Raw genomic sequence first — 22,181 nt, forward strand, 5'->3', positions numbered from 1 at the left:
CCCCTTCCGACCGAGACCTTGCCGATGCTCTTGCGTGCCCCGTTGATCGCCGTCCTCCTGGCCCTGAGCGCCTGCGCCAGCGTCGCTCCGTCTGCGCCCACCGCGCCGAGCAAGGTCAGCGCGACCATGCAGGGCGATGCGGCGCGGCCGGCGCAGGCCAGCGGCTGGGTGCGCAGCGAGCTGTACTTCGGCGTGGGCGAGGAGAGCGGCCCGGCCGACCGTCCGCAGGCCGAGCCGATCAGCGAGGCGCGCTGGCGCGCGTTCCTGGACAAGGAAGTGACGCCGCGCTTTCCCGACGGCCTGACCGTGTTCGACGCCTACGGCCAGTGGCTGTTCCGCGGTGCCAAGGAGCCGAACCGGCTCAACACCAAGGTGCTGGTGATCCTGCACGAGGACACCCCGCAGCGCCGCGCCGACATCGAGGCGATCCGGTTGGCGTGGAAGCAGGCCACCGGGCACCAGTCGGTGCTGTGGGCGCGGCAGGCGGTGGACGTGTCGTTTTGATTGCCGGGATTCGGGATTCGGGATTGGGGATGACCAGCCGTTTGGCTGTGGAAAGCGGGGATTCGCAAAAGCGGACCGCTGCAGTGAGTGCGGGGCCGTTCGTGATTCGGCCTGGTGATCTGGACGATCCGGCGGTGCGTGGGTTGCTGGAGTACCACGTGCAGCAGATGCATGCGCAGTCGCCGCCGGGCTGCGTGTATGCGTTGGGCCTGTCCGGTCTGCGGCAGCCGCAGGTGCGGGTGTGGAGCGTGTGGCGCGACGAGGCGCTGGCCGCGGTCGGTGCGTTGCGGACGCTGGACGATGGCGGTGGCGAACTGAAGTCGATGCGCACGCATCCGGCGTTCCTGCGCCAGGGTGCGGCGGCGGCCCTGCTCGACCATCTGATCGCGGTCGCCCGCGCCGAAGGCCTGCAGCGGCTGAGCCTGGAAACCGGCAGCGGCGCGGCGTTCGCGCCGGCGCTGGCGTTGTATCGCCGGCGCGGCTTCCGCAACGGGCCGGCGTTCGGCGACTACGTGCCGAGCGCGTTCAACCAGTTCCTGCATCTGCCGCTGTAGCTACCGCGGCGCGCCGTCGCCGGAAAACGGCATCCTGCGCGTGCACCGATCCGACGGTGCCGCTTGCCCTTACCATCCCTCGACCCCCAACGCCGCCACTGCCCGCATGTCCACTCCCGCTCCTGTCTCGCCGCGTCCGCGTTGGTTCGTCGCCGGCGACCTCAACGGCTTCTTCGGCCTGGTGGTCGACAACCTGTCGATCCTCGGCTTTATCACCCTGGCGCTGGTCGGCCTGTTCCAGTTCCCCGTCGAGGTCATCTACACCCGGATGATTCCCGGCACCGCCTTCGGCGTGCTGGTCGGCAACCTGCTCTACACCTGGATGGCGCGGCGGCTGGCCGCGCGCAGCGGGCGCAGCGACGTCACCGCGATGCCGCTGGGCCTGGATGCGCCGACCAGCATCGGCATGGCGCTGCTGGTGCTCGGCCCGGCCTTCGTGCGCTACAAGCAGCAGGGCCTGGACCCGCAGGCCGCGGCGCTGGCCACCTGGCACCTGGGCATGGCGTCGCTGGTGGTGATGGGCGCGCTGAAGACGGTGCTGTCGTTCTTCGGCGATGCGGTCACCCGCGCCTTGCCGCGCGCCGCGCTGCTCGGCTCCATCGCCGGCATCGCCATCGTGTTGATGGGCTTCCTGCCGCTGCTGGAGACGCTGCGCACGCCGCTGGTCGGGCTGGTGGTGCTGGGCCTGCTGCTGTACGTGCTGATCGCCAAGGGGCGGTTGCCGTGGCGCCTGCCTGGGGTGCCGCTGGCGCTGGCGTTGGGTACCGGCCTGTACTACTGGGCCAACGCCGCGGGGATCGGCATTCCCGGCCACCAGGCGCCGCAATGGAGCGCGCCGCAGCTGGTGTTGCCGTGGCCGAGCCTGGGGTTCGTCGCCGGCCTGGCCGACACGGTGCCGCTGCTGCCGCTGTTGCTGCCGTTCGGCCTGCTGATGGTGGTCGGCGGCATCAACGTCAGCGAGAGTGCGCGTGCCGCCGGCGACGACTACCGCACCCGCGACATCCTGTTGGTCGAGGCCGGCGCGACCCTGATCGCCGGTGTCTGCGGCGGCGTCGCCCAGACCACGCCGTACATCGGCCAGCCGGCCTACAAGCACATGGGCGCGCGCAGCGGCTACACCTTGCTCACCGGGCTGTTCATCGGCCTGGGCGGCATGTTCGGGCTGGTCGCCGGCCTGGTGCAGTGGCTGCCGATGGCGGTGCTGGCGCCGATCATCGTCTACGTCGCCATCGACATCACCACCCAGGCCTTCCAGGCCACGCCCAAGCGCCACGCCGGTGCGATGGTGCTGGGCTTCCTGCCGTCGGTGGCGTACCTGCTGGCGATCAAGGCGCCGGGCTGGATCGCCCCGGAGCAGCTGGCCAAACTCACCACCACCCTCGACGGCCACGGCCTGCCGGAGCTGGCGGTGATCCTGACCCTGGGCAACGGCTTCATCATCACCGCGATGCTGTGGATCGCCGCAGTGGCGGCGATGGTCGACGGCCGCCTGCGGCGTGCCGCCGTGTTCCTGCTGGTGGCGGCCGGGCTGACCCTGTTCGGGCTGATCCACTCGGTGGACCCGCGCGGCGGCCTGTACCTGCCATGGACGCTGAGCGGTGTGCCCAAGCTGATCGCCTGGCAGTTCGTCGGCGGCTACCTAGTGCTGGCCGCGCTGCTCGGCCTGCTGTCGTTGCAGAAGCCGCGCGCGGTGCTGGTGGACTGACGGCGGCGCGACAAGCGGTGCCGGGATCGCAACGATGCACGAGAGGAGGATGGCATGAACGCTTGCCCTGGCCTGCGCATGCGTGCGCTGGCACTGCTGCTGGCACTGGGCTGGATGCCCAAGGCTGGCGCGGTGTCGTTCGATTGCAGCAAGGCAACCACGGCGGTGGAGCGACTGTTGTGCACGGACAAGCGGTTGGACGCCACGGAGGAATGGCTGGCCCTGCGCTATGCGGCGCTGCGCGACGTTGTGCCCGCGGCGCAGCGGCCTGGCGTGCGCAACGCGCAGCGCGACTGGCTGGCGCAGCGCCAGAGCTGCCTGGCCGAGACCGATCCGGGGGCCTGCCTGAAACAGCGGATGGAGGCGCGGGTACGCGCGCTGGACGCCGAGTTCGCGCCGCAGGCGGCGCGCTTCGACCGCATCGTCGCCAGCATTCCCACCACGCCTGCCGCGGCGGCGGCGCAGCTGCGCGCCTACGATGGTGGTCTGGCCTCGGCCTGGCTGGTGTACCTGCATCGCTTCGTGCCGGCGGCCGGGGTGGCGGCGGCCGAAGCGCGTGCCCGGTTCGCGTCCGCTAGCACCGCCCTGCGGCAGCAGGACGGGGTATCCGCCGGGCTGCTCGACACGTCCGAGCCGAGCAGCCGACAGGCCGGGGAAGCGCGCGACCTGACCCTGTTGCGGCTATGGATCGAACGCAGCGGCTATACGCCGGATGCGGCCACGCAGCCGAATCCGCGCCCCTACGTGCATTGTTTCGTGTTCGCCGCGCAGGGCGAGGCCGCCTACGACGCCATGGGCCCGCTGTATGGCTCCAGCCGCGATCTTTCCGCGCCGATCTGCCGGCCGTTGCCCGGCCTGTTCGATCAACCCGCATGGATGCGCTTGCAGCAGGCATTCGGCAGCTTGGTGGATCGCGTCTCCGACGACGCGGGCACCATGCGCTACGCGGATTTCGCCGCATGGCGGGTGCTGTCGCTGCAGGCCACGGTGTCGCCACTGCTATTGCTGAAACAACCCAAGGGCGCCGAGCCGCCCGGCGATCCGGCCGCCGCCATCGCCGCGTGGCACGACGCGAGCGTGTGGCCGCAGGCCGATCGCAAGGCGGCACTGGCGGCCTTGCAGCCGGCGCGCGCTGCCGCGGCGCAATGGATGATCGCGCACAAGGCAATGCCGGCGGCGCAGGCCGACCGCGTCGCGGCGGCGCTGGTCGCAGCCTGGGTCGGTGCGCGCATCGCCTTTGCCGAAGGCCCGCAGGGGTAATGGTCGCGTACGCGGCGCTGGTGGGGCGCTGGCGCCTCGCGCAAGGCGTGCATCTAGGCTGAACGCCGGCCGTCCCGCGCTGGAACCGGTGCGCATCGCGGCGGTCACACCTCCATTGTCCGATGGAGATGTGCATCCCATGCAGCCGCGTCACTCGTTCTGGCCGTGGATCCTGGTCGCCGTGCTGGTGGCCGCCGCTGCGGCATGGTTGTTCCGCGACAACATCGCCGCGCCGTGGCCCGCCGCTGCGCCCGCACCTGCCGCGGTCGCGCCGCCGCCCGCCGCGGCCGCGCCGACAACGCCTGACGCGCCTGCCGCGGCGGCAACGCCGCCGCCGATCCAGCACCCGATCGATGCCGCGGAAGCCGCCGATGCGGCGATTCCGGCGCTGACCGCCAGCGACGATGCGGCCTGGTCTGCACTGAGCGCGCTGGCCGGCGGCGACGCACCGCTGGCGCTGCTGTTGCGCGACCACCTGATCCAGCGCCTGGTGACCATGGTCGACAACCTGAACCAGCGCCGCGTCACGGCCCGCTCCCTGGCGCTCAAGCAGGTGCCGGGCGAGTTGCAGGTGAGCACCGATGCCAGCGGCGCCAGCGTCATCGCCGACACCAATGCCCAGCGCTACGCGCCCTACGTGGAGGCGTTCACCCGGGCCGATCCGGGCACGGCGGTTGCGGCCTATCGCCGCTTCTATCCGCTGTTCCAGCAGGCTTATGTGGAGTTGGGCTATCCACAGGGCTACTTCAACGATCGCTTGGTGCAGGTGATCGACCACCTGCTGCAGACCCCGACGCCGACCGCGCCGCTCGCGGTGGAGATGGATCCGGTGCGCGGCAAGTACCGCTTCGTGGATCCGGCGCTGGAATCGCTGTCGATCGGCCAGAAGGCGCTGTTGCGCATGGGCCCGACCCAGGCCGCCGCGGTCAAGGCGCAGTTGCGTGCGGTGCGCGAAGCGCTGACGCGGACCTGAGCCAGGCGCGAGGCGCGTGCCGCGTCATGCGGGCTTTTTGTTTTTGGCAGGAACGGCCCGAGGCCACCTCGAGCCGCTCATGCGGGAAAGCGCCTATGGCCACGCCTGAAGCGCCCTTGTGGGAGGGACTTCAGTCCCGACGCGCTACACCATAGATCACCACGGCATGACGGCGGTCTTTCACCGGACGTGGCAGACCGACGCCGGACGTCCAGCCTCGCTCAGCCATCCAATTCCGGGTAATGCCGGAAGATGCCGTTCTCGTTGAACGGCAGGCGCCGCGGCGAGGCCAGGTAGGCGGCGATGCCCGGGCGCTCGCAGACGCGCTGCTGCAGCGCGCGCAGCCGCGGCAGCTTCGGCGAGAGTTTTTTCATTGCCTGCGGGAAGGCGTAGTCCAGCCCGCTCATCAGCTGGAACAGCGACAGGTCCACGTAGGAATGCTCGCGCAGCACGTGGCGCCCGCCGCCCTGGTCCAGCACCTGTTCGAAATAGCCAAGGAACTTCGGCAGCCGCTGCTTGCGCAGGTCTTCGGCGCGGCGTCGCGCTTCGGCCTTCTGATCCTCGTAGTACAGCGCGCTGGCGATGGGGTGGTGGCTGTCGTGGACCTCGGCAACCAGGTCGGCGATGGTCAACTGCAATTGCAGGGCCTGCAGTCGCCGCGATTCGCTGTCCGGCACCAGGCCCAGCGGCGGGCCGAGGTAGTGCAGGATGTTGGCGACCTGGGCGATCACCAGCCGGCCGGCCTTGAGGAACGGCGGCGCGAACGGCCGCGCGCCGGCATGGGCGCCGTCGAGGAAGGGCTGCATCGCCGCATCGCCCTGCTCGCGGGCGACATCGCGATAGCCGGCGCCGGCATCCTCCAGCGCCAGCCGCACGAACTCGCCGCGGCCCTGGATGCCGGTCCAGTAGTACAGCTCGTAGTGCATGGCGGGGCCTGTGCGTGGGGACGGGAGCGCCGAGGGTAGCCGCCGTTGCGGTAGCGGCGTGTGACTGCCCGGTGCCGGAGTGCGGCGGACGTCACGTCGCGTCGCCGCCGTGCCGCGAGGTGTATACAGACGTCGCGGACGGCCTTGAAACAGGGGCGGACAGCCGCATTTTGCTGGCATGCCGGCACGGCCGGCCCTTTCCTTCAGAGGACTTCCCGATGCGGATGGACAAGCTCACCTCGCGCTTCCAGCAGGCCCTGGCCGACGCGCAGTCGCTGGCCGTGGGCCGCGATCACACCATCATCGAACCGGTGCACGTGTTCGTGGCGCTGCTCGACCAGGCCGGCGGCAGCACCCGGCCGTTGCTGGCCCAGGCCGGCGTCAACGTGCCGGTGCTGCGCGAGCGCCTGGGCGAGGCGCTGGACAAGCTGGCCAAGGTCAGCGGCCAGCCCGGCAACGTGTCGATGGGCAACGACCTCAGCCGCCTGCTCAACCAGACCGACAAGCTGGCGCAGCAGCACAACGACCAGTTCATCGCCAGCGAGTGGTTCGTGCTGGCCGCGGCCGACGACGGCGGTCCGTTGGGCCTGGCGCTACGCGCGGCCGGCGCCGACAAGAAGAAGCTCGAAGCCGCCATCGACAAGCTGCGCGGCGGCGAGACGGTGCAGTCGGAGAACGCCGAGGAACAGCGCCAGGCGCTGGAGAAGTACACCATCGACCTCACCGCGCGCGCCGAGAGCGGCAAGCTCGATCCGGTGATCGGCCGCGACGAGGAGATCCGCCGCACCGTGCAGGTGCTGCAGCGGCGTACCAAGAACAACCCGGTGCTGATCGGCGAGCCCGGCGTCGGCAAGACCGCGATCGTCGAGGGCCTGGCCCAGCGCATCGTCAATGGCGAAGTGCCCGAAGGCCTGCGCGGCAAGCGCGTGTTGTCGCTGGACATGGGAGCGCTGATCGCCGGCGCCAAGTTCCGCGGCGAGTTCGAGGAGCGGCTCAAGGGCGTGCTCAACGACCTGGCCAAGAACGAAGGCCAGATCATCCTGTTCATCGACGAACTGCACACCATGGTCGGCGCCGGCAAGGCCGATGGCGCCATGGACGCGGGCAACATGCTCAAGCCGGCGCTGGCGCGCGGCGAACTGCACTGCATCGGCGCCACCACCCTGGACGAGTACCGCAAGTACATCGAGAAGGACGCAGCGCTGGAGCGGCGCTTCCAGAAGGTGTTCGTCGGCGAGCCGAGCGTGGAGGACACCATCGCCATCCTGCGCGGGCTCAAGGAGCGCTATGCGGTGCACCACGGCGTGGAGATCACCGACCCGGCGATCGTCGCCGCGGCCACGCTGTCCAATCGCTACATCACCGACCGCCAGTTGCCGGACAAGGCCATCGACCTGATGGACGAAGCGGCCAGCCGCATCCGCATGGAGATCGACTCCAAGCCGGAGGAACTGGACCGCCTGGAGCGGCGCCTGATCCAGCTCAAGATCCAGCGCGAGATGCTGAAGAAGGAGAAGGACGAGGCCTCGCGGCAGCGCCTGGCCGACCTGGAGAGCGACATCGACAAGCTCGAGCGCGAGTTCTCCGATCTGGACGAGGTGTGGAAGTCGGAGAAGGCGGCGCTGCAGGGCGCGACCAAGATCAAGGAGCAGATCGAGCAGGCCCGTGTGGAACTGGAGGCGGCGCAGCGGCGCCAGGACTACGCCAAGATGAGCGAGATCCAGTACGGCCTGCTGCCGAACCTGGAGAAGCAGCTGGCCGCGGCCAACGAGGCCGAACAGCACGACTTCAAGCTGGTGCAGGACCGTGTCACCGCCGAGGAGATCGCCGAGGTGGTGTCGCGCTGGACCGGCATCCCGGTCAACAAGATGCTCGAGGGCGAGCGCGACAAGCTGCTGCGCATGGAGGACGAACTGCACCAGCGCGTGGTCGGCCAGGAAGAGGCGATCAAGGTGGTGTCCGACGCGGTGCGCCGCTCGCGCGCCGGCCTGTCCGATCCGAACCGGCCCAGCGGCTCGTTCCTGTTCCTGGGCCCCACCGGCGTCGGCAAGACCGAGCTGTGCAAGGCGCTGGCCGAGTTCCTGTTCGACAGCAGCGACGCGATGATCCGCATCGACATGAGCGAGTTCATGGAGAAGCATTCGGTGGCGCGGCTGATCGGTGCGCCTCCGGGTTATGTCGGCTATGAGGAAGGCGGCTACCTCACCGAGGCGGTGCGGCGCCGGCCGTATTCGCTGATCCTGCTCGACGAAGTCGAGAAGGCGCACAGCGACGTGTTCAACATCCTGCTGCAGGTACTCGACGACGGCCGCCTCACCGACGGCCAGGGCCGCACCGTGGACTTCCGCAACACCGTCATCGTGATGACCTCCAACCTGGGTTCGCATCAGATCCAGGAGCTGAGCGGCGACGGCAGCGCCGAGGCCTACACGCAGATGAAGGCGGCGGTGATGGGCGTGGTGCAGGCGCACTTCCGCCCGGAGTTCATCAACCGCCTGGACGACATCGTGGTGTTCCATCCGCTGGACAAGGCGCAGATCAAGTCGATCGCGCGCATCCAACTGCATGGTCTGGAGAAGCGCCTGGCCGAGCGCGGGTTGAAGATCGAACTGGGCGACCGCGCGCTGGAGCTGCTCGGCAACGTCGGCTTCGACCCGGTGTACGGTGCGCGCCCGCTGAAGCGCGCGATCCAGGCGCAACTGGAGAACCCGCTGGCGCAGCAGATCCTGTCCGGGCAGTTCGTCAGCGGCGACACCATCAAGGTCGAGGCCGAGGGCGGCAAGCTGGTGTTCGAGAAGGCCTGATGGGTTCCATCGCGCAGGCGCGTTCCGCTGTGTCGGCGGCGCGCGCCCTGCTGGTGGACATGGACGGCGTGCTGCGGCTGTGGCCCGCCGACGACGCCGAACTCGAGCGCGCGCACGGGGTGCCGCCGGGCAGCCTGCGCGCGGTGGCGTTCACGCCGACGTTGTTGGAGCCGGCGATCCGCGGCGTGACGAGCGACCCGCAATGGCGGGCCGAGGTGACTGCGCGCCTCGCTGCGCTGGCGCCCGAGGCGGACGTCGCGGCGCTGGTCGCCGCCTGGTCCGCGCCGACGGCGGCGCGGCTCAACCAGCCGGTGCTGGCGCTGCTGCGGGACGTGCGCCAGCGGATGCCGGTGGTGTTGCTGAGCAACGCCACCTCTCGGCTGTCGCAGGATATGCAGGCGCTCAGCATCGCCGACGCGTTCGACGCAGTGGTGAATTCCAGCGAAGTCGGTGCGATCAAACCCGAGCCGGCGATCTTCCTGCATGCGCTGGCGTAACTCGGGATGGCCGCGGACGAGGTGCTGTTCGTCGATGACACGGCGGTCCATGTCGAGGCCGCGCGCGCCCTGGGCCTGCGCGCCGAGCGTTATGTGGACGCAGAAACCTTGCGTGCCTGGCTGCTCGCGCAGGGCGCGCTCGGCGGCGGCTGAGGCCGGCAGGCCATCAGGCTGCCGTCCGCAGCGCTGACAACCCAGCGACATGGCCTCATAACCGCAGGTTTGCATCTGACGTCGTGCGCGGCGCTATCGTCTGCGCTCCCTCGTTGCCGAGACGCGCGCATGTCCGACCCGAACTGGAAGCTGGAAACCATCGCCGTGCACGGCGGCTATCGACCCGATCCGACCACCCGCGCGGTGGCGGTGCCGATCTACCAGACCGTGGCCTATGCCTTCGACGACACCCAGCACGGCGCCGACCTGTTCGACCTGAAAGTGCAGGGCAACATCTACAGCCGCATCATGAACCCCACCACCGACGTGCTGGAGCAGCGCATCGCCGCGCTGGAAGGCGGCATCGGTGCGCTGGCGGTGGCCTCCGGGCAGGCGGCGGTCACCTACGCCATCCAGACCATCGCCGAGGCCGGCGACAACATCGTCTCCTCCAGCGCGCTGTACGGCGGCACCTACAACCTGTTCGCGCATACGCTACCGCTGTCCGGCATCCAGACCCGCTTCGCCGACTACCGCGATCCGGGCGCCTTCGCCGGGCTGATCGACGAGCGCACCAAGGCCATCTTCGTCGAGTCGATCGGCAATCCGCGCGGCAACGTCACCGACCTGGAAGCGGTGGCCACCATCGCCCACGCCCACGGCGTACCGCTGATCGTCGACAACACCGTGCCCACGCCGTACCTGCTGCGGCCGTTCGAGTTCGGCGCCGACATCGTGGTGCATTCGCTGACCAAGTACCTGGGCGGCCATGGCACCAGCCTGGGCGGGGCGATCGTCGATTCCGGGCGCTTCCCGTGGGCGGCGCACGCGCAGCGCTTCCGCCGCCTCAACGAGCCGGACGTGAGCTACCACGGCGTGGTCTACACCGAAGCGCTGGGCGAGGCCGCCTACATCGGCCGTGCGCGGGTGGTGCCGCTGCGCAACACTGGCGCGGCGCTGTCGCCGTTCAACGCGTTCCAGATCCTGCAGGGCATCGAGACGCTGCCGCTGCGCATGGACCGGATCAACCAGAACGCGCTGGCGCTGGCGCGGCACCTGCAGGGCGAGGCCAAGGTGGAGTGGGTCAACTACGCCGGCCTGCCGGACCATCCCGAGCACGCGCTGGCGCAAAAGTACCTGCGCGGCCACGGCTCCGGCGTGCTGACCTTCGGCCTGCGCGGCGGCCGCGCCGCCGGCGCGCGCTTCCTCGATGCGCTGCAACTGTTCACCCGCCTAGTCAACATCGGCGACGCCAAGTCGCTGGCCACGCATCCGGCGTCCACCACGCATCGCCAGCTCTCGCCCGAGGAATTGCAGCGCAGCGGCGTCAGCGAGGATACGGTGCGGCTGTCGGTGGGCATCGAGCACATCGACGACCTGCTCGCCGACCTGCAGCAGGCGCTGGCGCAGGCCTGAGCCACGCCGTGGCTGCACGCGTGCTCAGCGGAAGAACTGGCTCGGCGGCTGCCCGAACTGGCGCTTGAACATGGCGGCGAACGCGCTGGGGCTGTCGTAGCCCAGGTCCACTGCCACGTCGATGATGCGGTCGCCGGCGGCCAGCCGTTCCAGCCCGCGCAGCAGGCGCAGTTGCTGGCGCCACTGGCCGAAGCGCATCCGCAGCTCGCGCTGGCACAGGCGCTGGATGGTCTTGACGTCCACGCCTAGTTCCGTGGCCCAGGCATGCAGGGTGGTGGCATCGGCCGGGTCGGCGTCGAGCGCGGCGGCGATGCGCAGCAGGCGCGGATCGCGCGGCTGCGGCAGGTACAGCGGCAGCGCCGGCAGGGCATGCAGTTCGTCCAGGATCAGCCGCATCAGCCGCCCGTCGCGCGAGTCGGCGGCGTGGTCCCAGGGGATCTCCGCGGCGCTGCGGATCAGTGCTTCCAGCAGCGGCTCCACCGCCATCACCGTCGGCGTGTCTGGCATGCCGGCGATGGCGGCGGGGCGGATGTACAGGCTGCGCATGCGCAGGACGCCGATCCAGCGCACGCTGTGCTCGGTGCCGGCGGGGATCCACAGCGCGCGCGTGCTCGGCACCACCCAGTGGCCCTGGCCCGAGCGCACCACCATCAGGCCGGACACCGCGTAGATCAACTGATGACGCGCATGCCGGTGCGGGGCGATGGCGCTGTCGGGCGGGTAGTCGACGGCCTTGCACACCACGTCGGCGGGCGCGTCGTCCGCATTGCGGCCGGCGCGCGGCACCAGCATGTCCTTTTTGCGATGGTTGCTGGGCATGTCGCGCAAGAAGGTCGGGGCAGGGCAGCCTACCATGCACGCACTCCCGGCAATGCCCGTCCCGCCATGTCCACGCTGCGCCCTGCCGCGCCCGTCGCTGCCTCTCCCGCCGCTCCCGTCGCCCCGCGCAAGGTCGCGTCCGGCGTTCTGGCTGCGATCACCTCCTCGCACCTGATCAACGACATGATGCAGTCGCTGATCCTGGCGCTGTATCCGGTGCTGAAGGGCCAGTTCCAGCTCAGCTTCGCCCAGGTCGGCCTGATCACCCTGACCTACCAGATCACCGCCTCGCTGTTCCAGCCGCTGATCGGGCTGCGCACCGATCGCCGACCGGCGCCGTATTCGCTGCCGATGGGCATGAGTTCCACGCTGTGCGGGTTGTTGCTGCTGGCCTATGCGCCCAGCTTCGGCATGGTGTTGCTGGCGGCGGCCTTGGTCGGGATCGGCTCGGCGATCTTCCATCCCGAATCCTCGCGCATCGCGCGGTTGGCCTCGGGCGGCCGCCATGGTCTGGCCCAGTCGGTGTTCCAGGTCGGCGGCAATACCGGCACCGCGCTTGGGCCGCTGATCGCCGCAGCGGTGATCGTGCCCAACGGCCGCCACAGCGTGGCCTGGTTCGGCGGCGCGGCGCTGCTCGGCATCGCCCTGCTGTCCTACGTCGGGCGCTGGTACGCGCTGCACCTGCAGGCCGCGCGCGCGACGCCGCGGCCGGTCGCCGCGGTGCCGGCGCTGCCGCGCGCCACGGTGGTGCGCATCGTCGGCATCCTGCTGCTGCTGATCTTCTCCAAGTATTTCTACATCGCCGGGCTGAGCAGCTACTACACGTTCTACCTGATCCAGCGCTTCGGCATCTCGGTGCAGAGTGCGCAGCTGCACCTGTTCGCGTTCCTGCTGGCCTCTGCGCTGGGCACGCTGATCGGCGGCCCGGTCGGCGACCGCATCGGCCGCAAGCCGGTGATCTGGGTGTCGATCCTGGGCGTGGCGCCGTTCGCGCTGGCGCTGCCGCACGTGGGCCTGCATGCGGCCACCGCGTTGACCGTGCTGATCGGCTTCGTGTTGTCCTCGGCGTTCTCGGCGATCCTGGTGTATGCGCAGGAAATGATGCCCGGACGCATCGGCACCATCTCCGGGCTGTTCTTCGGCTTCGCCTTCGGCATGGGCGGGCTGGGCGCGGCGGTGCTGGGGCTGCTCGCCGACCATCGCGGCATCGTCTTCGTGTACCAGGTGATGTCGTTCCTTCCGCTGCTGGGCATCGTCGCCGCGCTGCTGCCGAGCCGGCGACCCGACGCCGTCGCGACGCACTAGCACGACCGCGCGTGGCCGGCATCGGCCGGCGCGGACAGCTTGGCGAAAGCCAGCGGCCGCATGCTGTCGCGCCGGCCGTCGCGCCTCCATCGCCGTCTTCGCATGCCTGTCATCGCCCTGGTCTCGTCCATTGCCCACGCCTGGTCCACGCTGGTCGACCTGGTCGCCAGCCATGCGGTGGCGCCGCTGCTGGCGGCGCTGCACCTGACCGGGCTCAGCGACGATCCGCACGACATCGCCGCCTCGCTGCTGGTGGCCGCGCTGCAACTGTCCATCATCGGTGTGCTGTTCCGGCCGCTGGAGAGCCTGTGGCCGGCCGAGCGCTGGGAACATCGGCGGCTGGCGCGGATCGACTTCCACTACACCTGGTTGATGCTGATCGGGGTGTTCCCGCTGTTCTCGTTCCTGATCCTGACCCCGGTGGTCAACGCGCTGGGCGGCGTCGACCCCAACGCCGCGGCTGCGCCGGAGACCGGCCTGCGCCATCTGTGGCCGTGGCTGGACCAGCATCCGCTGGTGCTGTTCGCGCTGTACTACCTGGCCTACGACTTCACCTACTACTGGATGCACCGGGTGCAGCACTGGATGCCGTGGTGGTGGGCGATGCACAGCATGCACCACAGCCAACGCCAGCTCAGCTGCTGGGCCAACGACCGCAGCAACTACCTGGACGGCATGCTGCAGTCGTTCGTGCTGGCCGCGGTGGGCATCGCCTTCGGGATCGAGGCCGACGAGTTCGCCTGGCTGATGCTGCTCGGCGAGCTGGTGCAGAACCTGTCGCACGCCAACACCCGTTTCGGCTTCGGCCCGGTGCTCGACAAACTCCTGGTCGATCCACCGTTCCATCGCCTGCACCACATGCGCGTGGATCCGGAGCGGCCCGGCCTGCACAACTGCAACTTCGGCCAGGTGTTCGCGTTCTGGGACGTGCTGTTCGGCACCGCGCTGTACGGCGAGCCGGTGCGGCCGACCGGCGTGGGCGACCCGATGGTGGACCGCGACAACGAGCTGGGCCTGGTGGCGCTGCAGTGGGAAGGGCTCAAGCGCTTCTGGGGCGCGGTGCGACGCCGCTCAGGGTGGACGCCGGGCGAAGTGGCGTTCGGCGAGGACTATGCGCCGATCCCGGTGGATCACGCTGGTTTGCCACTGCATGTCGAGCCGCCTGCGGCTGCGGCTTCTACGCCTGCGTCGAATGGTTGAAGGGCCGGGATTGGGGAGTCGGGATGACCAGCCGTTCGGCTGTGGAAAGCAGGGATTCGTAAGAGCGGCGGCGGTTGGCAATGCCGGTCCTTGCTGGCTTCGCTGGCTGCCGCACCCTCACCCCAACCCCTCTCCCGAGGGGAGAGGGGCTCGGCTTTTCCCCTTCTCCCCTTGGGAGAAGGCGCCCCGCAGGGGCGGATGAGGGTACGGGCGCAGCCTCGTGCACCCGAACATCGCGAGACGCCAGGCGCCGTACCCTCACCCCAACCCCTCTCCCGGTGGGAGAGGGGCTCGGCTTTTCCCTTCTCCCCTTGGGAGAAGGTGCCCCGCAGGGGCGGATGAGGGTAAGGGCGCAGCCTCGTGCGCCCAAACACCGCGAGACGCTACGCGCCGGACCCTCACCCCAACCCCTCTCTCCCACGGGACTTCCTTCGGTCGCCGGGGGGAGAGGGGCTAGTCGGCTTACTTCTTCTTCAGACAGCCGCTCATGAAGGTCTTGCGGGCGTCGCCCTGCAGTTTCTGCGTCGCGGCTTGCGCGTTGCAGTCCTTCATCCGCTGCTGGGAGGCGTTGCCCGCCGCCGGGGCGGTGCCGCCGCTGAGGCAGGCCTTCTGCGCGCTCTTGTACTCATCGCCTTTCTTGCCCTTGTTCTGGGCCGAGCACTTGGCCATCAGGGTCTGTTGTGCGGTCTGCGGCTTGGTCGCGGCGGCGGCCAGCAGTGGGGCGGCGGTGAAGCTCAGCAGCAGGCAGGTGGCGGCGAAGCGGGCGGAACGGGTCATGGCGGCAGCTCCGGTTGGATGTGCCGGCAGGGTGCGCCGGCACGGGTGACCGGATCATGACGCGGCGGTGGCCGGGTCGGCAATGCGGCGCTGCGGCATGGCATCGACGGCCTGCGCCGGCCCGTCGAGGAACAGCATCTGCGGCGGTGGATGCATCAGGAACTGCTGGTGCGAGATGTTCCAGGCGTAGGCGCCGGCCAGCGGGAACGCCAGGCAGTCGCCCGGCGCCAGTGCGGCCACCGGCTGGTCGCGGGCCAGCACGTCCTTGGGCGTGCACAATTGGCCGACCAGGGTCACCCGCGCATCGCGCAGCACCGGCGGCTGGGTGCCGCGCATCACCAGGAACGGATGGTCGTGGCCCTGCGCGGCAGGCGTGCGGAAATGATGGGTGCCGCCGCGGCCGATGGCGAACTGCGCGCCATGGCTGCGCTTGATGTCCAGCACCTCCATCAGGTACCAGCCGCAGGCGGCGCTGACGTAGCGGCCCGGCTCCAGGCGCAGGCGCAGGCCTTGGCCGTGCGTGCGCAGTAGCGCCGGCAACCCGGCGCAGAACGCGGCCCAGTCGAACGAGGCCGCCGGATCGGCGTAGTCCACGCCGAAGCCGCCGCCGGCATTCGCCGTCAGCGGGCCCAGCGCGTAGGCCTGGCGCCAGCCCTGCACGGTCTGCAGGTAGTGCGCGATCAGCCGCAACTGCAACTGCGCATCGCGCTGGTGCGACAGCAGGTGGAAGTGGAAGCCGTCCAGGCGCAGCCCGCTCGCGCCGCGCAGCACCTGCATCGCGGCATCCAGGTCGTCCACGTCCAGGCCGAACGGCGAGGGTCGCCCGCCCATCACCAGGCGCGTGTCCTGCATGCCCGGTACCACGATGTTCAGGCGCAGGAACACCGACAGCGGCCGCGTGTGCGACGCGGCGATGCGCGCCAGTCGCTGCAGCTCGCCCAGGCTTTCCACGTGCACGCTGCAGTCGGGCAGGCTGGCGGCCAGCTGCAGTTCGGTATCGAGCTTGCCGGGGCCACCGAACAGCAGCCGGCGGCCCGGCTGGTGCGTGTGCAGCCATTGCAGTTCGCCGCCGGAGGCCGCCTCGAAACCGTCCACCCACGGTGCCAGCGTGCGCAGCACGGGGGGCTCGGCGTTGGCCTTGGCCGCATAGAACAGCTCGCACTCGGCCGGCAGGTGCGCGCGCAGCATCGCCGCATGCGCCTGCAGCGCGGCCAGGTCGTAGACGTAGGCGCAGACCGGGCCGTCGGCCTGCGTGCGCAACTGCGCCAGCGCCGCGTGCAGTGGTGCGGGATCGATGCGCAGGCTCATGCCGCCGCCTGCCGCAGCGCGGCGCTGCCGATCGGGTTGGGCAGGAAGCTGTAGTCGGCATGGCGGTCGGCACGCTGCAGCAGGCGCAGGCGCAGGTTGTTTTTGGCCGGCAGCGGCGCGCCGTCGAGCAGGGCCTGCAGTGCCGGTTGCGTGCCGTGGCGCTGCTGCCAGCTGCGCGCGATGTCGCCGACGATCTGCCACAGCTGGCGTTCGCGGCGGTCGTGGCCGTCGGCGAGGTGGAAGATCGCTTCGGCCAGGTTGTTGACCAGCGCGCAGTAGGCGATGCGGTTCCAGCCGCGTTCGGCGCTGTAATACAGCGACTGTCGCGCGGTCTCGGACATGCCCGGCAGGCGTGCGGCCGGCCAGCGCGACGGCAGCAGCTTGGTGCCTTCGAGATCGCGGATCCACACCTGTGTCGGCAGGCCGTCCTCGCAGCCGATCACGGTGTTCTGCAGGTGTGGCTCCAGCACGATGCCGTAGCCGAACCAGGCGCTCCACACGCCATCCAGCAGCAGTCGCGCATAGGCGCGGAACCAGGCCGCGGTGGCCGCCTCCAGGCTGCTGCCGCTGCGCTGCGCCAGCGTCTGCAGTGCGGCGGCGCAAGCCGGCTGGCCGCGTGCGTCGTTGGTGAACAGCGCACCGGCCACCTGCGGGCGATAGCGCGCGCGCTGCGCCGCCGGGATCGCCTGCCGGTACAGCACGCCGAAGCTCTCGCCCAGTTCGCGGCAGGCCTGCGCATCGGCGTCCAGCGCGGAGAAGTCCAGATCGGTGGCGGCCGGCTCCAGCAGCACGTGGAAGCCAGGAACGCGCTGCGCCAGCGCCTGCCAGTCCGGCGCCAGCAGGCGGGTCAGCGCCACCGCGCTTTCCAGTTCGTACCAGGCGTTCTTGCGCACGCAGTTGGTCAGGCGCACGTGCACCGACAGCTTGAGGAAATGATCGAGCTCGGCGTGGTAGAGCGTGCGCACCGACGAGGTCGGGCGCAGCGCCAGGCCGCGTTCGCCCAGCGGCTCGATCCAGCCGCGCGCCTGCGCCTGGCGCAGCAGCGGATGCGCCAGCACGCGCTCGGCCTCCCACGGATGGCAGGGGTACAGGTCGGCGCCGCCGCCGGCCTGTGCCAGGGTGGCGCGCACATCATGGCCCTGCGCGCGGTACAGGCGCGGGTCGATGCGGAACCAGAACAGCGGGAAGGCGCTGCGCGCTTCCGGCGCGCAGGCCAGCACCTGGTCCAGCGGCACGCCCTCGCGGCTCTTGGGCGTGGGATGGAAGGCGTGGCCCCACAGCATCGATTGCTCAGCATCGATCAGCGCCTCGCCGGTGGGCTGGGCGGCGTCGGCCTGGCGCAGCAACTGCGCGGTGATGGCGATGCTGTTGGCGCTCTGCGCCAGCAGTTCCAGGTTCGGCGCGTGCTCGCCTTCGCTGAGTTCCTGCAGCAGCAGGCGCACCAGCGCCTCTGCGTCCAGGCAGTGCCAGGGACGGCCGTCGGCCTTGAGGTAGGGTGCCGAGGCGAAGCGGCAGCGGCCCAGACGGTCGGCATGCGCCAGGCGCACGCACAGCGTGGCGCCGGAGGGCAGGCATAGGCGCAACCAGCGCTCGCCGGCGGCGGCGATGCCGGGCCGGTCCAGACCGCGGTAGTCGAAGTCGGCCAGGCCGCGATCGAGCGCGACTTCGCGCAGGTAGCAGTTGAGCCAGCAGGTGATCGCCTGCGCTTGCGCCAGGCTGTCGTACCACGGGTCATGCATCGGCAACGGGGACATGGACGGTTCTCCGAACGGACGTGAGCATCAGGGCCGGCAGCAGCGCCAGCAGGGCGGCCGCGGCGGCGGCGAGGAAGGGAACGGCCAGGCCATGGCCTTGCACCAGGGCACCGGCGAGGGCGCCGCCGGCGACGCCGGCGTACTTGCCGGCGGCATCGAAGCGGCCGAACAACTGGCCCGCGCCGCGCCCGCCGGCAACCTCGGCCAGGCTGCGGTTGAGGCCGCGCAGCGCCATCCACATGCCCAGGCCGAACAGTAGCCGCGCGGCGATCAACCAGCCGGGCGCCGGCGGCGCCATCTGCAGCAGGCAGGCCAGTGCGAACAGCGCCAGCCCCGCCGGCAGCGGCGACACGCGATGGTCGCGGCCGCGCCAGCACGGCATCAGCACCAGGTAGACCAGGTGCGGCAGGCTGTACAGCAGGCCGGCGACCGCGCTGCTGCCGATGCCGTGCGCCTGCGCATACGGCAGGAAGTAGGGAAAGGTCACCACCATGGCGAAGCAGAACAGGAACTGCGTGGTCCACAGCGCCCAGCGCTGGCGGCGTTGCGCCGCATCCGCCTGCGGCATTGCGGGTGTGGATGCGGCTGCCGCCGGCACGCGCGGCGGATCGGCCGGCAATCGCCAGCTCAGCGCGAAGGCCAGCAGCGGCAGCAGCGCCAGGTAGCGGTACAGCGACTGCGCCGGCCCCAGCGCGGTGGCCAGGCCGAGCAGCGCCGGTGCGGTGACCATCGCCAGGCGTGCCGAGAACTGGGTCCAGTCCAGCGCCCGCGCCAGCGAGCCACGCTGCGCCTGGCTGCTGAGATAGGCGTTGGTCGCGGCCAGCGAGCCGCCGCAGGCGCCTTGCACGACTAGGCCGGCGACCAGCCAGCCCAGGTTCGGCGCGAAGCCGGCCATGAGGAAGCCCAGCGCCAGGCCGAGTTGCGCGCGCAGCAGCGAGCGCTTGCGTCCATAGCGGTCGGCCAGCCGGCCCCAGGTGCTGGCGGTGAGCGCAGTGCACAGCGTCGGCAGCACGTACAGCACGCCGCTCCAGCCGATCGCCGCACCCGGCGCGAGCTGCTGCAGCACCTGCGGCAGGAACAGCGGCATGCCCAGCGCGGTGAAGGCGGCCAGATAATGCGCGGCCAGCACCGGGCCGAGGAGGCGCTTCATCGCGCCGCCCCGGCCGCGACCGCGCGCGCCGCCAGCGCAGCCTCGCGCAGCAGGTTGGGCGCGCTGTCGCCGTAGAACTTGTTGATATCCGCCGCGCCGGTGATCTGCTTGCCGAGCAGGCTGCCGGCGCTGAGCAGGTACTTCACCGGAAGCGTGGGCGCGTCCAGCAGCGCCTGCGCCGGGGCGGTGTCGATGCCGTCCTCGCGCAGCGCGCGCAGGGTGCCGTGCAGGCGCGCGCGCAGCAGTGCGTACAGCGGGGCGCGCAGCCCCGGCTGCCATTCCGCCAGCCCTTCCAGCACCGCCTGCAGATCCAGTTGCAGGATGATGGTGCAGAACATCCGCGCCAGCGCGGCGTCGTCCTGCACCACGATGCGCGCGTCGCGCGGAGCGCCCAGCGCGGCCAGCGCTGGCCGTTGCGCGTGCAGCCGCGGCAGCAGCACCCGCGCCGCGTCGTTGTCCTTCATCAGCAGCCGCGGCGCACGGCCGGCGGCGTAGATCAGCACGCTGTTCTGCTGGTTGGCCTCCAGCGCGATGCCGTAGCGCAGCCACAGCCGCAGGTGCACCTGGCACATCAGCGCCAGGTAGCTGTCCCACCAGGCGGTGAGGTTGCCGCCATGGAAGCGGTCGGCCAGATGCATGGCCAACGGCCGGCCATCCGGCAGCGTCGCGCACAGGCCGGCCACCGGCACCAGGGTTGCGTCCGGCAGCGCGGGATAGCGGCGCAGCAGGTAGGACAGGTGGCGTGTCTCGCCGACATGGCCGGCATGCGCCTCGTCCACGTGCAGGTAGCGTTCGCCCAGCGCCGGATCGTGCGCGGCCAGGTCGCACAGCACGCGTTCGAACCAGTGACCGTCGTACAGCGTGGACGGTTTGATCAGGCGCAGGTTGAGCGCGCCGAGCGTGCGCATCGGCACCGGCAGCTTCAGATGATGATCCGGAAACGCCAGCGGGATCACCGTGCGCAGCGACAGCGACGGGCGCACCTGCAGCCACGGCTGCGGCGCGGCGATCGCGCCGTCCGGCAGGGCGAAGCCGTCCTCGCCCAGCCGCGCGAAGATCAGCGGGTGCAGCGGCCAGGCGACGTGGTCGGCGTCCAGCGCCGGATCCAGGCCGAGCATGCTCGGGCGCGGCCAGAACGCCGGCGGCGGCGTGGTCTGGGTGACCTGTGCGGCCGGCAGCGCCAACCAGCGCAGCGCGAAGCTGGGGCCGAACTCCGGGGCGTAGCGCGGCAGGTCGGCATCGTCCAGGCCAAGCTTGGCGCGTGCGCTGGGATAGAACGGATGGTCGCGGTGGCTGGCCAGTTGTTCGCAGCGGTAGGCGCGCTCGTGCGCGTCGGCGGCGTCCAGCGCGGTGGCCAGCAGTGGCCGTTGCTGCGCGTAGGCCTGCCGCGCCAGCGCGCGCTGGCGCACCGCGCACTCGGCTTCCTCGACATAGGCGCGGTGCAGCGCCTGGGTCTCCGCGTCGAGCCCGGCACCCAGTCGCGCCAGCCACTGCGCGGCGCCGGATTCGCAGACACTGTGCTGCCCGGTGTGCAGGACCCAGCCGTCGCTGCAGGCGCTCACGGTCTGCAGGTAGCCGGCGCGGCGCAGCGGCAGCCACAGTTCGCCGTCGGGCAGGTGCGCGATGCGCCACCAGATGGCGTCCGCGGGCAGCGGCGCCTGCGCCCAGGCGGCCAGCACCGCCGGCGGCAGCGTGGCCGCGGCGCCGCGGCTGACGATGCCGCGCAGGTCTTCGCGCAGGCAGGCGTCGATCACGCGCAGGTCGATGTAGCGGCGGTCGGCGTCCTGGCTCATGCCGCCACTCCGGTGGTGGTGTCGATGCGCCAGTGCAGCGACGCCTCGGTGCGGGCCAGCGCCTGCTGCAGGTCCGACGCGGTGTCGGCGAGCACGTCCAGCACGCCCAGGTAATCCTTGTTGGAGTGGCTCAGGCGGATGGCGTCGCCGGGTTGCCGCAGGCGCCGGTAGCGCGCTTCCCAGTGCGCATCGCTGCTGGCGTGGTCGGCACTGGCCACCGCCAGCGTGCCGTCGTGCTCGGCCACGTAGTAGCGCACCAGCGCCTGCGCGCGGCGCGCCTGCAGCGCCGGCAGCGGCCGGCCCAGGTGCAGGCCGAGCACACTGTCGAACCAGTGTCCGCCGAACAGGCGATCGAGCAGGAATTCGCGGCCGTCGCCGATGCTGCGGTAGTTGATCTCCACCAGCACGGGGCCGTCGGCGGTGAGGATGAACTCGCTGTGGCACACGCCGAAGCCGATGCCGAACGCCTGCAGTTGCGTCAGTGCCTGCTGCAGTACCGGGGTGTCGATGGCGCTGCGCCAGCGCGCCTCGCATTCGACGAAATGCGGTGGCGCCGACAGCTGCACGTCGAAGCCGCCGATCGGCTGCAGGCTGCGCCCGTCGCCGAGCGTTTCCAGGGTGAACAGCGGACCCTCCAGCACGCTTTCCAGCAGCACGCTGCGCTGCGGGTGGCGTTGCCAGAAATCATCGAGGTAGGCCTGCAGCGCCGCGGCGTCGGCGCAGTGGCGCACGTCCAGGCTGGCCACGCCTTCGCGCGGCTTGGCGATCAGCGGCCAGGGTGCCTGCGCCGGCGGCATCGCGCCCGGCGCCAGGCTGCAGAACCACGGCGCCGGCAGGCCGAGCGCGCGCAGCCGCTGGCGCATCGCCGCCTTGTTCTTGGCCGCGTAGCAGACCTGCCAATCCTTGCCCGGCACGCCGAGCGCGGCGGCGACCACGGCGGCGCTGGTCTGCAGGTGATCGCTGTTGCTGAATACCGCGCGCGGCGGCTGCGGCAGGCTGCCGAGCAGGTCAAGCACGCCCAGCGGATTGAACACGTCGCACTCCAGCACCTGCACCGGTGCGGCGGGCGGGTGGCGGCGGAAGTGCTCGAGGGGGGCGGGGCGGGGGGGGGGCAGGAGCGGCACCGGCCCGCCCCGGGGCGGGGCGGGGGGGGGGGGGCCACCGGTCACCGCCCGGGGGGGGAGGGGGGGGGGGGGGGGCGGGGGGGGGGGGGGTGGGGGGGCGGTGGGGGGGTCTGGCGGGGGGGGGGGCGCGCGCCGCCCGGGGCGGCGCGCCGGGGGGGG

The 22,181-nt window shown here is 70.9% G+C and carries 19 protein-coding genes; 11 read left to right on the plus strand and 8 right to left on the minus strand.

Annotated features, from left to right (window positions below; genetic code table 11):
- The first annotated feature begins 24 nt into the window (after positions 1-24).
- From CEK69_RS14190 to CEK69_RS14210, 5 genes are all read left to right on the plus strand, one after another.
- The gene (locus CEK69_RS14190) at positions 25-504 is read left to right on the plus strand and encodes a DUF3574 domain-containing protein (protein ID WP_010344366.1); all 480 of its coding nucleotides are present in this window, start codon (positions 25-27) and stop codon (positions 502-504) included.
- A 101-nt stretch (positions 505-605) separates the two neighbouring features.
- Positions 606-1,058, plus strand: coding sequence for a GNAT family N-acetyltransferase (locus tag CEK69_RS14195; RefSeq protein WP_226975169.1), 453 nt, complete (start codon positions 606-608; stop codon positions 1,056-1,058).
- Positions 1,059-1,164: 106 nt separating this feature from the next.
- Positions 1,165-2,763: a hypothetical protein gene (locus tag CEK69_RS14200; RefSeq protein WP_152246264.1), complete on the plus strand. Its 1,599-nt coding sequence runs from the start codon at positions 1,165-1,167 to the stop codon at positions 2,761-2,763.
- A gap of 54 nt (positions 2,764-2,817) precedes the next feature.
- The gene (locus tag CEK69_RS14205) at positions 2,818-4,023 is read left to right on the plus strand and encodes a lysozyme inhibitor LprI family protein (protein WP_226975170.1); all 1,206 of its coding nucleotides are present in this window, start codon (positions 2,818-2,820) and stop codon (positions 4,021-4,023) included.
- A 139-nt stretch (positions 4,024-4,162) separates the two neighbouring features.
- Positions 4,163-4,996, plus strand: a complete 834-nt coding sequence (locus CEK69_RS14210) for a DUF3014 domain-containing protein (protein WP_152246266.1) — start codon at positions 4,163-4,165, stop codon at positions 4,994-4,996.
- A gap of 221 nt (positions 4,997-5,217) precedes the next feature.
- On the opposite strand, the gene CEK69_RS14215 is transcribed toward CEK69_RS14210, so the two are convergent.
- On the minus strand, positions 5,218-5,922 hold the full coding sequence (locus tag CEK69_RS14215) for a glutathione S-transferase (RefSeq protein ID WP_150409759.1): 705 nt from the start codon (positions 5,920-5,922) through the stop codon (positions 5,218-5,220).
- Positions 5,923-6,140: 218 nt separating this feature from the next.
- Between CEK69_RS14215 and clpB the strand changes: the two genes are divergently transcribed.
- From clpB to CEK69_RS14230, 4 genes are all read left to right on the plus strand, one after another.
- A complete protein-coding gene (clpB, locus tag CEK69_RS14220; RefSeq protein ID WP_152246268.1) occupies positions 6,141-8,726 on the plus strand; it encodes an ATP-dependent chaperone ClpB in 2,586 nt (861 codons plus the stop codon).
- On the plus strand, positions 8,726-9,223 hold the full coding sequence (locus tag CEK69_RS14225; protein ID WP_226975171.1) for an HAD family hydrolase: 498 nt from the start codon (positions 8,726-8,728) through the stop codon (positions 9,221-9,223). Before clpB ends, CEK69_RS14225 begins: the two co-directional genes overlap by 1 nt.
- Before the next feature lie 6 nt (positions 9,224-9,229).
- Complete coding sequence (locus CEK69_RS21310) at positions 9,230-9,376, plus strand: hypothetical protein (RefSeq protein ID WP_226975172.1); 147 nt, start codon at positions 9,230-9,232, stop codon at positions 9,374-9,376.
- A 129-nt stretch (positions 9,377-9,505) separates the two neighbouring features.
- Positions 9,506-10,792, plus strand: a complete 1,287-nt coding sequence (locus CEK69_RS14230) for an O-acetylhomoserine aminocarboxypropyltransferase/cysteine synthase family protein (protein ID WP_152246270.1) — start codon at positions 9,506-9,508, stop codon at positions 10,790-10,792.
- 24 nt (positions 10,793-10,816) lie between these two features.
- Here CEK69_RS14230 and CEK69_RS14235 read toward each other — a convergent pair whose 3' ends face one another.
- Positions 10,817-11,647 carry a helix-turn-helix transcriptional regulator gene (locus CEK69_RS14235; RefSeq protein ID WP_226975173.1) on the minus strand — a complete coding sequence of 277 codons (831 nt, stop codon included), beginning with the start codon at positions 11,645-11,647 and terminating at the stop codon, positions 10,817-10,819.
- A 30-nt stretch (positions 11,648-11,677) separates the two neighbouring features.
- On the opposite strand from CEK69_RS14235, the gene CEK69_RS14240 reads away from it, so the two are divergent.
- Both CEK69_RS14240 and CEK69_RS14245 read left to right on the plus strand, forming a co-directional pair.
- Positions 11,678-12,916 (plus strand): MFS transporter, encoded by a 1,239-nt coding sequence (locus tag CEK69_RS14240; RefSeq protein WP_152246272.1) that lies wholly within the window; start codon positions 11,678-11,680, stop codon positions 12,914-12,916.
- A 102-nt stretch (positions 12,917-13,018) separates the two neighbouring features.
- Positions 13,019-14,116 carry a sterol desaturase family protein gene (locus CEK69_RS14245; RefSeq protein WP_152246274.1) on the plus strand — a complete coding sequence of 366 codons (1,098 nt, stop codon included), beginning with the start codon at positions 13,019-13,021 and terminating at the stop codon, positions 14,114-14,116.
- Between the two features lie 462 nt (positions 14,117-14,578).
- Here CEK69_RS14245 and CEK69_RS14250 read toward each other — a convergent pair whose 3' ends face one another.
- Genes CEK69_RS14250 through CEK69_RS14275 form a run of 6 tightly spaced genes read right to left on the minus strand, consistent with a single transcriptional unit; the run spans position 14,579 to position 22,067 of the window.
- Positions 14,579-14,893: a PsiF family protein gene (locus CEK69_RS14250; protein ID WP_152246276.1), complete on the minus strand. Its 315-nt coding sequence runs from the start codon at positions 14,891-14,893 to the stop codon at positions 14,579-14,581.
- 54 nt (positions 14,894-14,947) lie between these two features.
- Positions 14,948-16,201 carry a type III PLP-dependent enzyme gene (locus CEK69_RS14255; protein WP_152246278.1) on the minus strand — a complete coding sequence of 418 codons (1,254 nt, stop codon included), beginning with the start codon at positions 16,199-16,201 and terminating at the stop codon, positions 14,948-14,950.
- A complete protein-coding gene (locus tag CEK69_RS14260; RefSeq protein WP_152246280.1) occupies positions 16,198-17,955 on the minus strand; it encodes an IucA/IucC family protein in 1,758 nt (585 codons plus the stop codon). Before CEK69_RS14260 ends, CEK69_RS14255 begins: the two co-directional genes overlap by 4 nt.
- The gene (locus tag CEK69_RS14265) at positions 17,933-19,105 is read right to left on the minus strand and encodes an MFS transporter (RefSeq protein WP_152246282.1); all 1,173 of its coding nucleotides are present in this window, start codon (positions 19,103-19,105) and stop codon (positions 17,933-17,935) included. The genes CEK69_RS14260 and CEK69_RS14265 overlap by 23 nt, the downstream gene beginning before the upstream one ends.
- Entirely contained in the window at positions 19,102-20,898 is a 1,797-nt protein-coding gene (locus tag CEK69_RS14270; RefSeq protein ID WP_152246284.1) for an IucA/IucC family protein, read from the minus strand. Before CEK69_RS14270 ends, CEK69_RS14265 begins: the two co-directional genes overlap by 4 nt.
- Complete coding sequence (locus tag CEK69_RS14275; protein ID WP_193313995.1) at positions 20,895-22,067, minus strand: siderophore biosynthesis protein PvsA; 1,173 nt, start codon at positions 22,065-22,067, stop codon at positions 20,895-20,897. Before CEK69_RS14275 ends, CEK69_RS14270 begins: the two co-directional genes overlap by 4 nt.
- Positions 22,068-22,181 lie beyond the last annotated feature (114 nt).

The organism is Xanthomonas sp. LMG 12462, assembly GCF_009192885.1.
Taxonomy (GTDB): Bacteria; Pseudomonadota; Gammaproteobacteria; order Xanthomonadales; family Xanthomonadaceae; genus Xanthomonas_A; species Xanthomonas_A sontii.

Coding starts and splice junctions, on each gene's coding strand:
- CEK69_RS14250 (WP_152246276.1), bottom strand. CDS start 14,893: ATGACCCGTTCCGCCCGCTTCGCCGCCACCTGCCTGCTGCTGAGCTTC.
- CEK69_RS14260 (WP_152246280.1), bottom strand. CDS start 17,955: ATGTCCCCGTTGCCGATGCATGACCCGTGGTACGACAGCCTGGCGCAA.
- CEK69_RS14235 (WP_226975173.1), bottom strand. CDS start 11,647: ATGGTAGGCTGCCCTGCCCCGACCTTCTTGCGCGACATGCCCAGCAAC.
- CEK69_RS14240 (WP_152246272.1), top strand. CDS start 11,678: ATGTCCACGCTGCGCCCTGCCGCGCCCGTCGCTGCCTCTCCCGCCGCT.
- CEK69_RS14190 (WP_010344366.1), top strand. CDS start 25: ATGCTCTTGCGTGCCCCGTTGATCGCCGTCCTCCTGGCCCTGAGCGCC.
- CEK69_RS14200 (WP_152246264.1), top strand. CDS start 1,165: ATGTCCACTCCCGCTCCTGTCTCGCCGCGTCCGCGTTGGTTCGTCGCC.
- CEK69_RS14225 (WP_226975171.1), top strand. CDS start 8,726: ATGGGTTCCATCGCGCAGGCGCGTTCCGCTGTGTCGGCGGCGCGCGCC.
- CEK69_RS14210 (WP_152246266.1), top strand. CDS start 4,163: ATGCAGCCGCGTCACTCGTTCTGGCCGTGGATCCTGGTCGCCGTGCTG.
- CEK69_RS14270 (WP_152246284.1), bottom strand. CDS start 20,898: ATGAGCCAGGACGCCGACCGCCGCTACATCGACCTGCGCGTGATCGAC.
- CEK69_RS21310 (WP_226975172.1), top strand. CDS start 9,230: ATGGCCGCGGACGAGGTGCTGTTCGTCGATGACACGGCGGTCCATGTC.
- CEK69_RS14230 (WP_152246270.1), top strand. CDS start 9,506: ATGTCCGACCCGAACTGGAAGCTGGAAACCATCGCCGTGCACGGCGGC.
- CEK69_RS14255 (WP_152246278.1), bottom strand. CDS start 16,201: ATGAGCCTGCGCATCGATCCCGCACCACTGCACGCGGCGCTGGCGCAG.
- CEK69_RS14205 (WP_226975170.1), top strand. CDS start 2,818: ATGAACGCTTGCCCTGGCCTGCGCATGCGTGCGCTGGCACTGCTGCTG.
- CEK69_RS14215 (WP_150409759.1), bottom strand. CDS start 5,922: ATGCACTACGAGCTGTACTACTGGACCGGCATCCAGGGCCGCGGCGAG.
- CEK69_RS14245 (WP_152246274.1), top strand. CDS start 13,019: ATGCCTGTCATCGCCCTGGTCTCGTCCATTGCCCACGCCTGGTCCACG.
- CEK69_RS14265 (WP_152246282.1), bottom strand. CDS start 19,105: ATGAAGCGCCTCCTCGGCCCGGTGCTGGCCGCGCATTATCTGGCCGCC.
- clpB (WP_152246268.1), top strand. CDS start 6,141: ATGCGGATGGACAAGCTCACCTCGCGCTTCCAGCAGGCCCTGGCCGAC.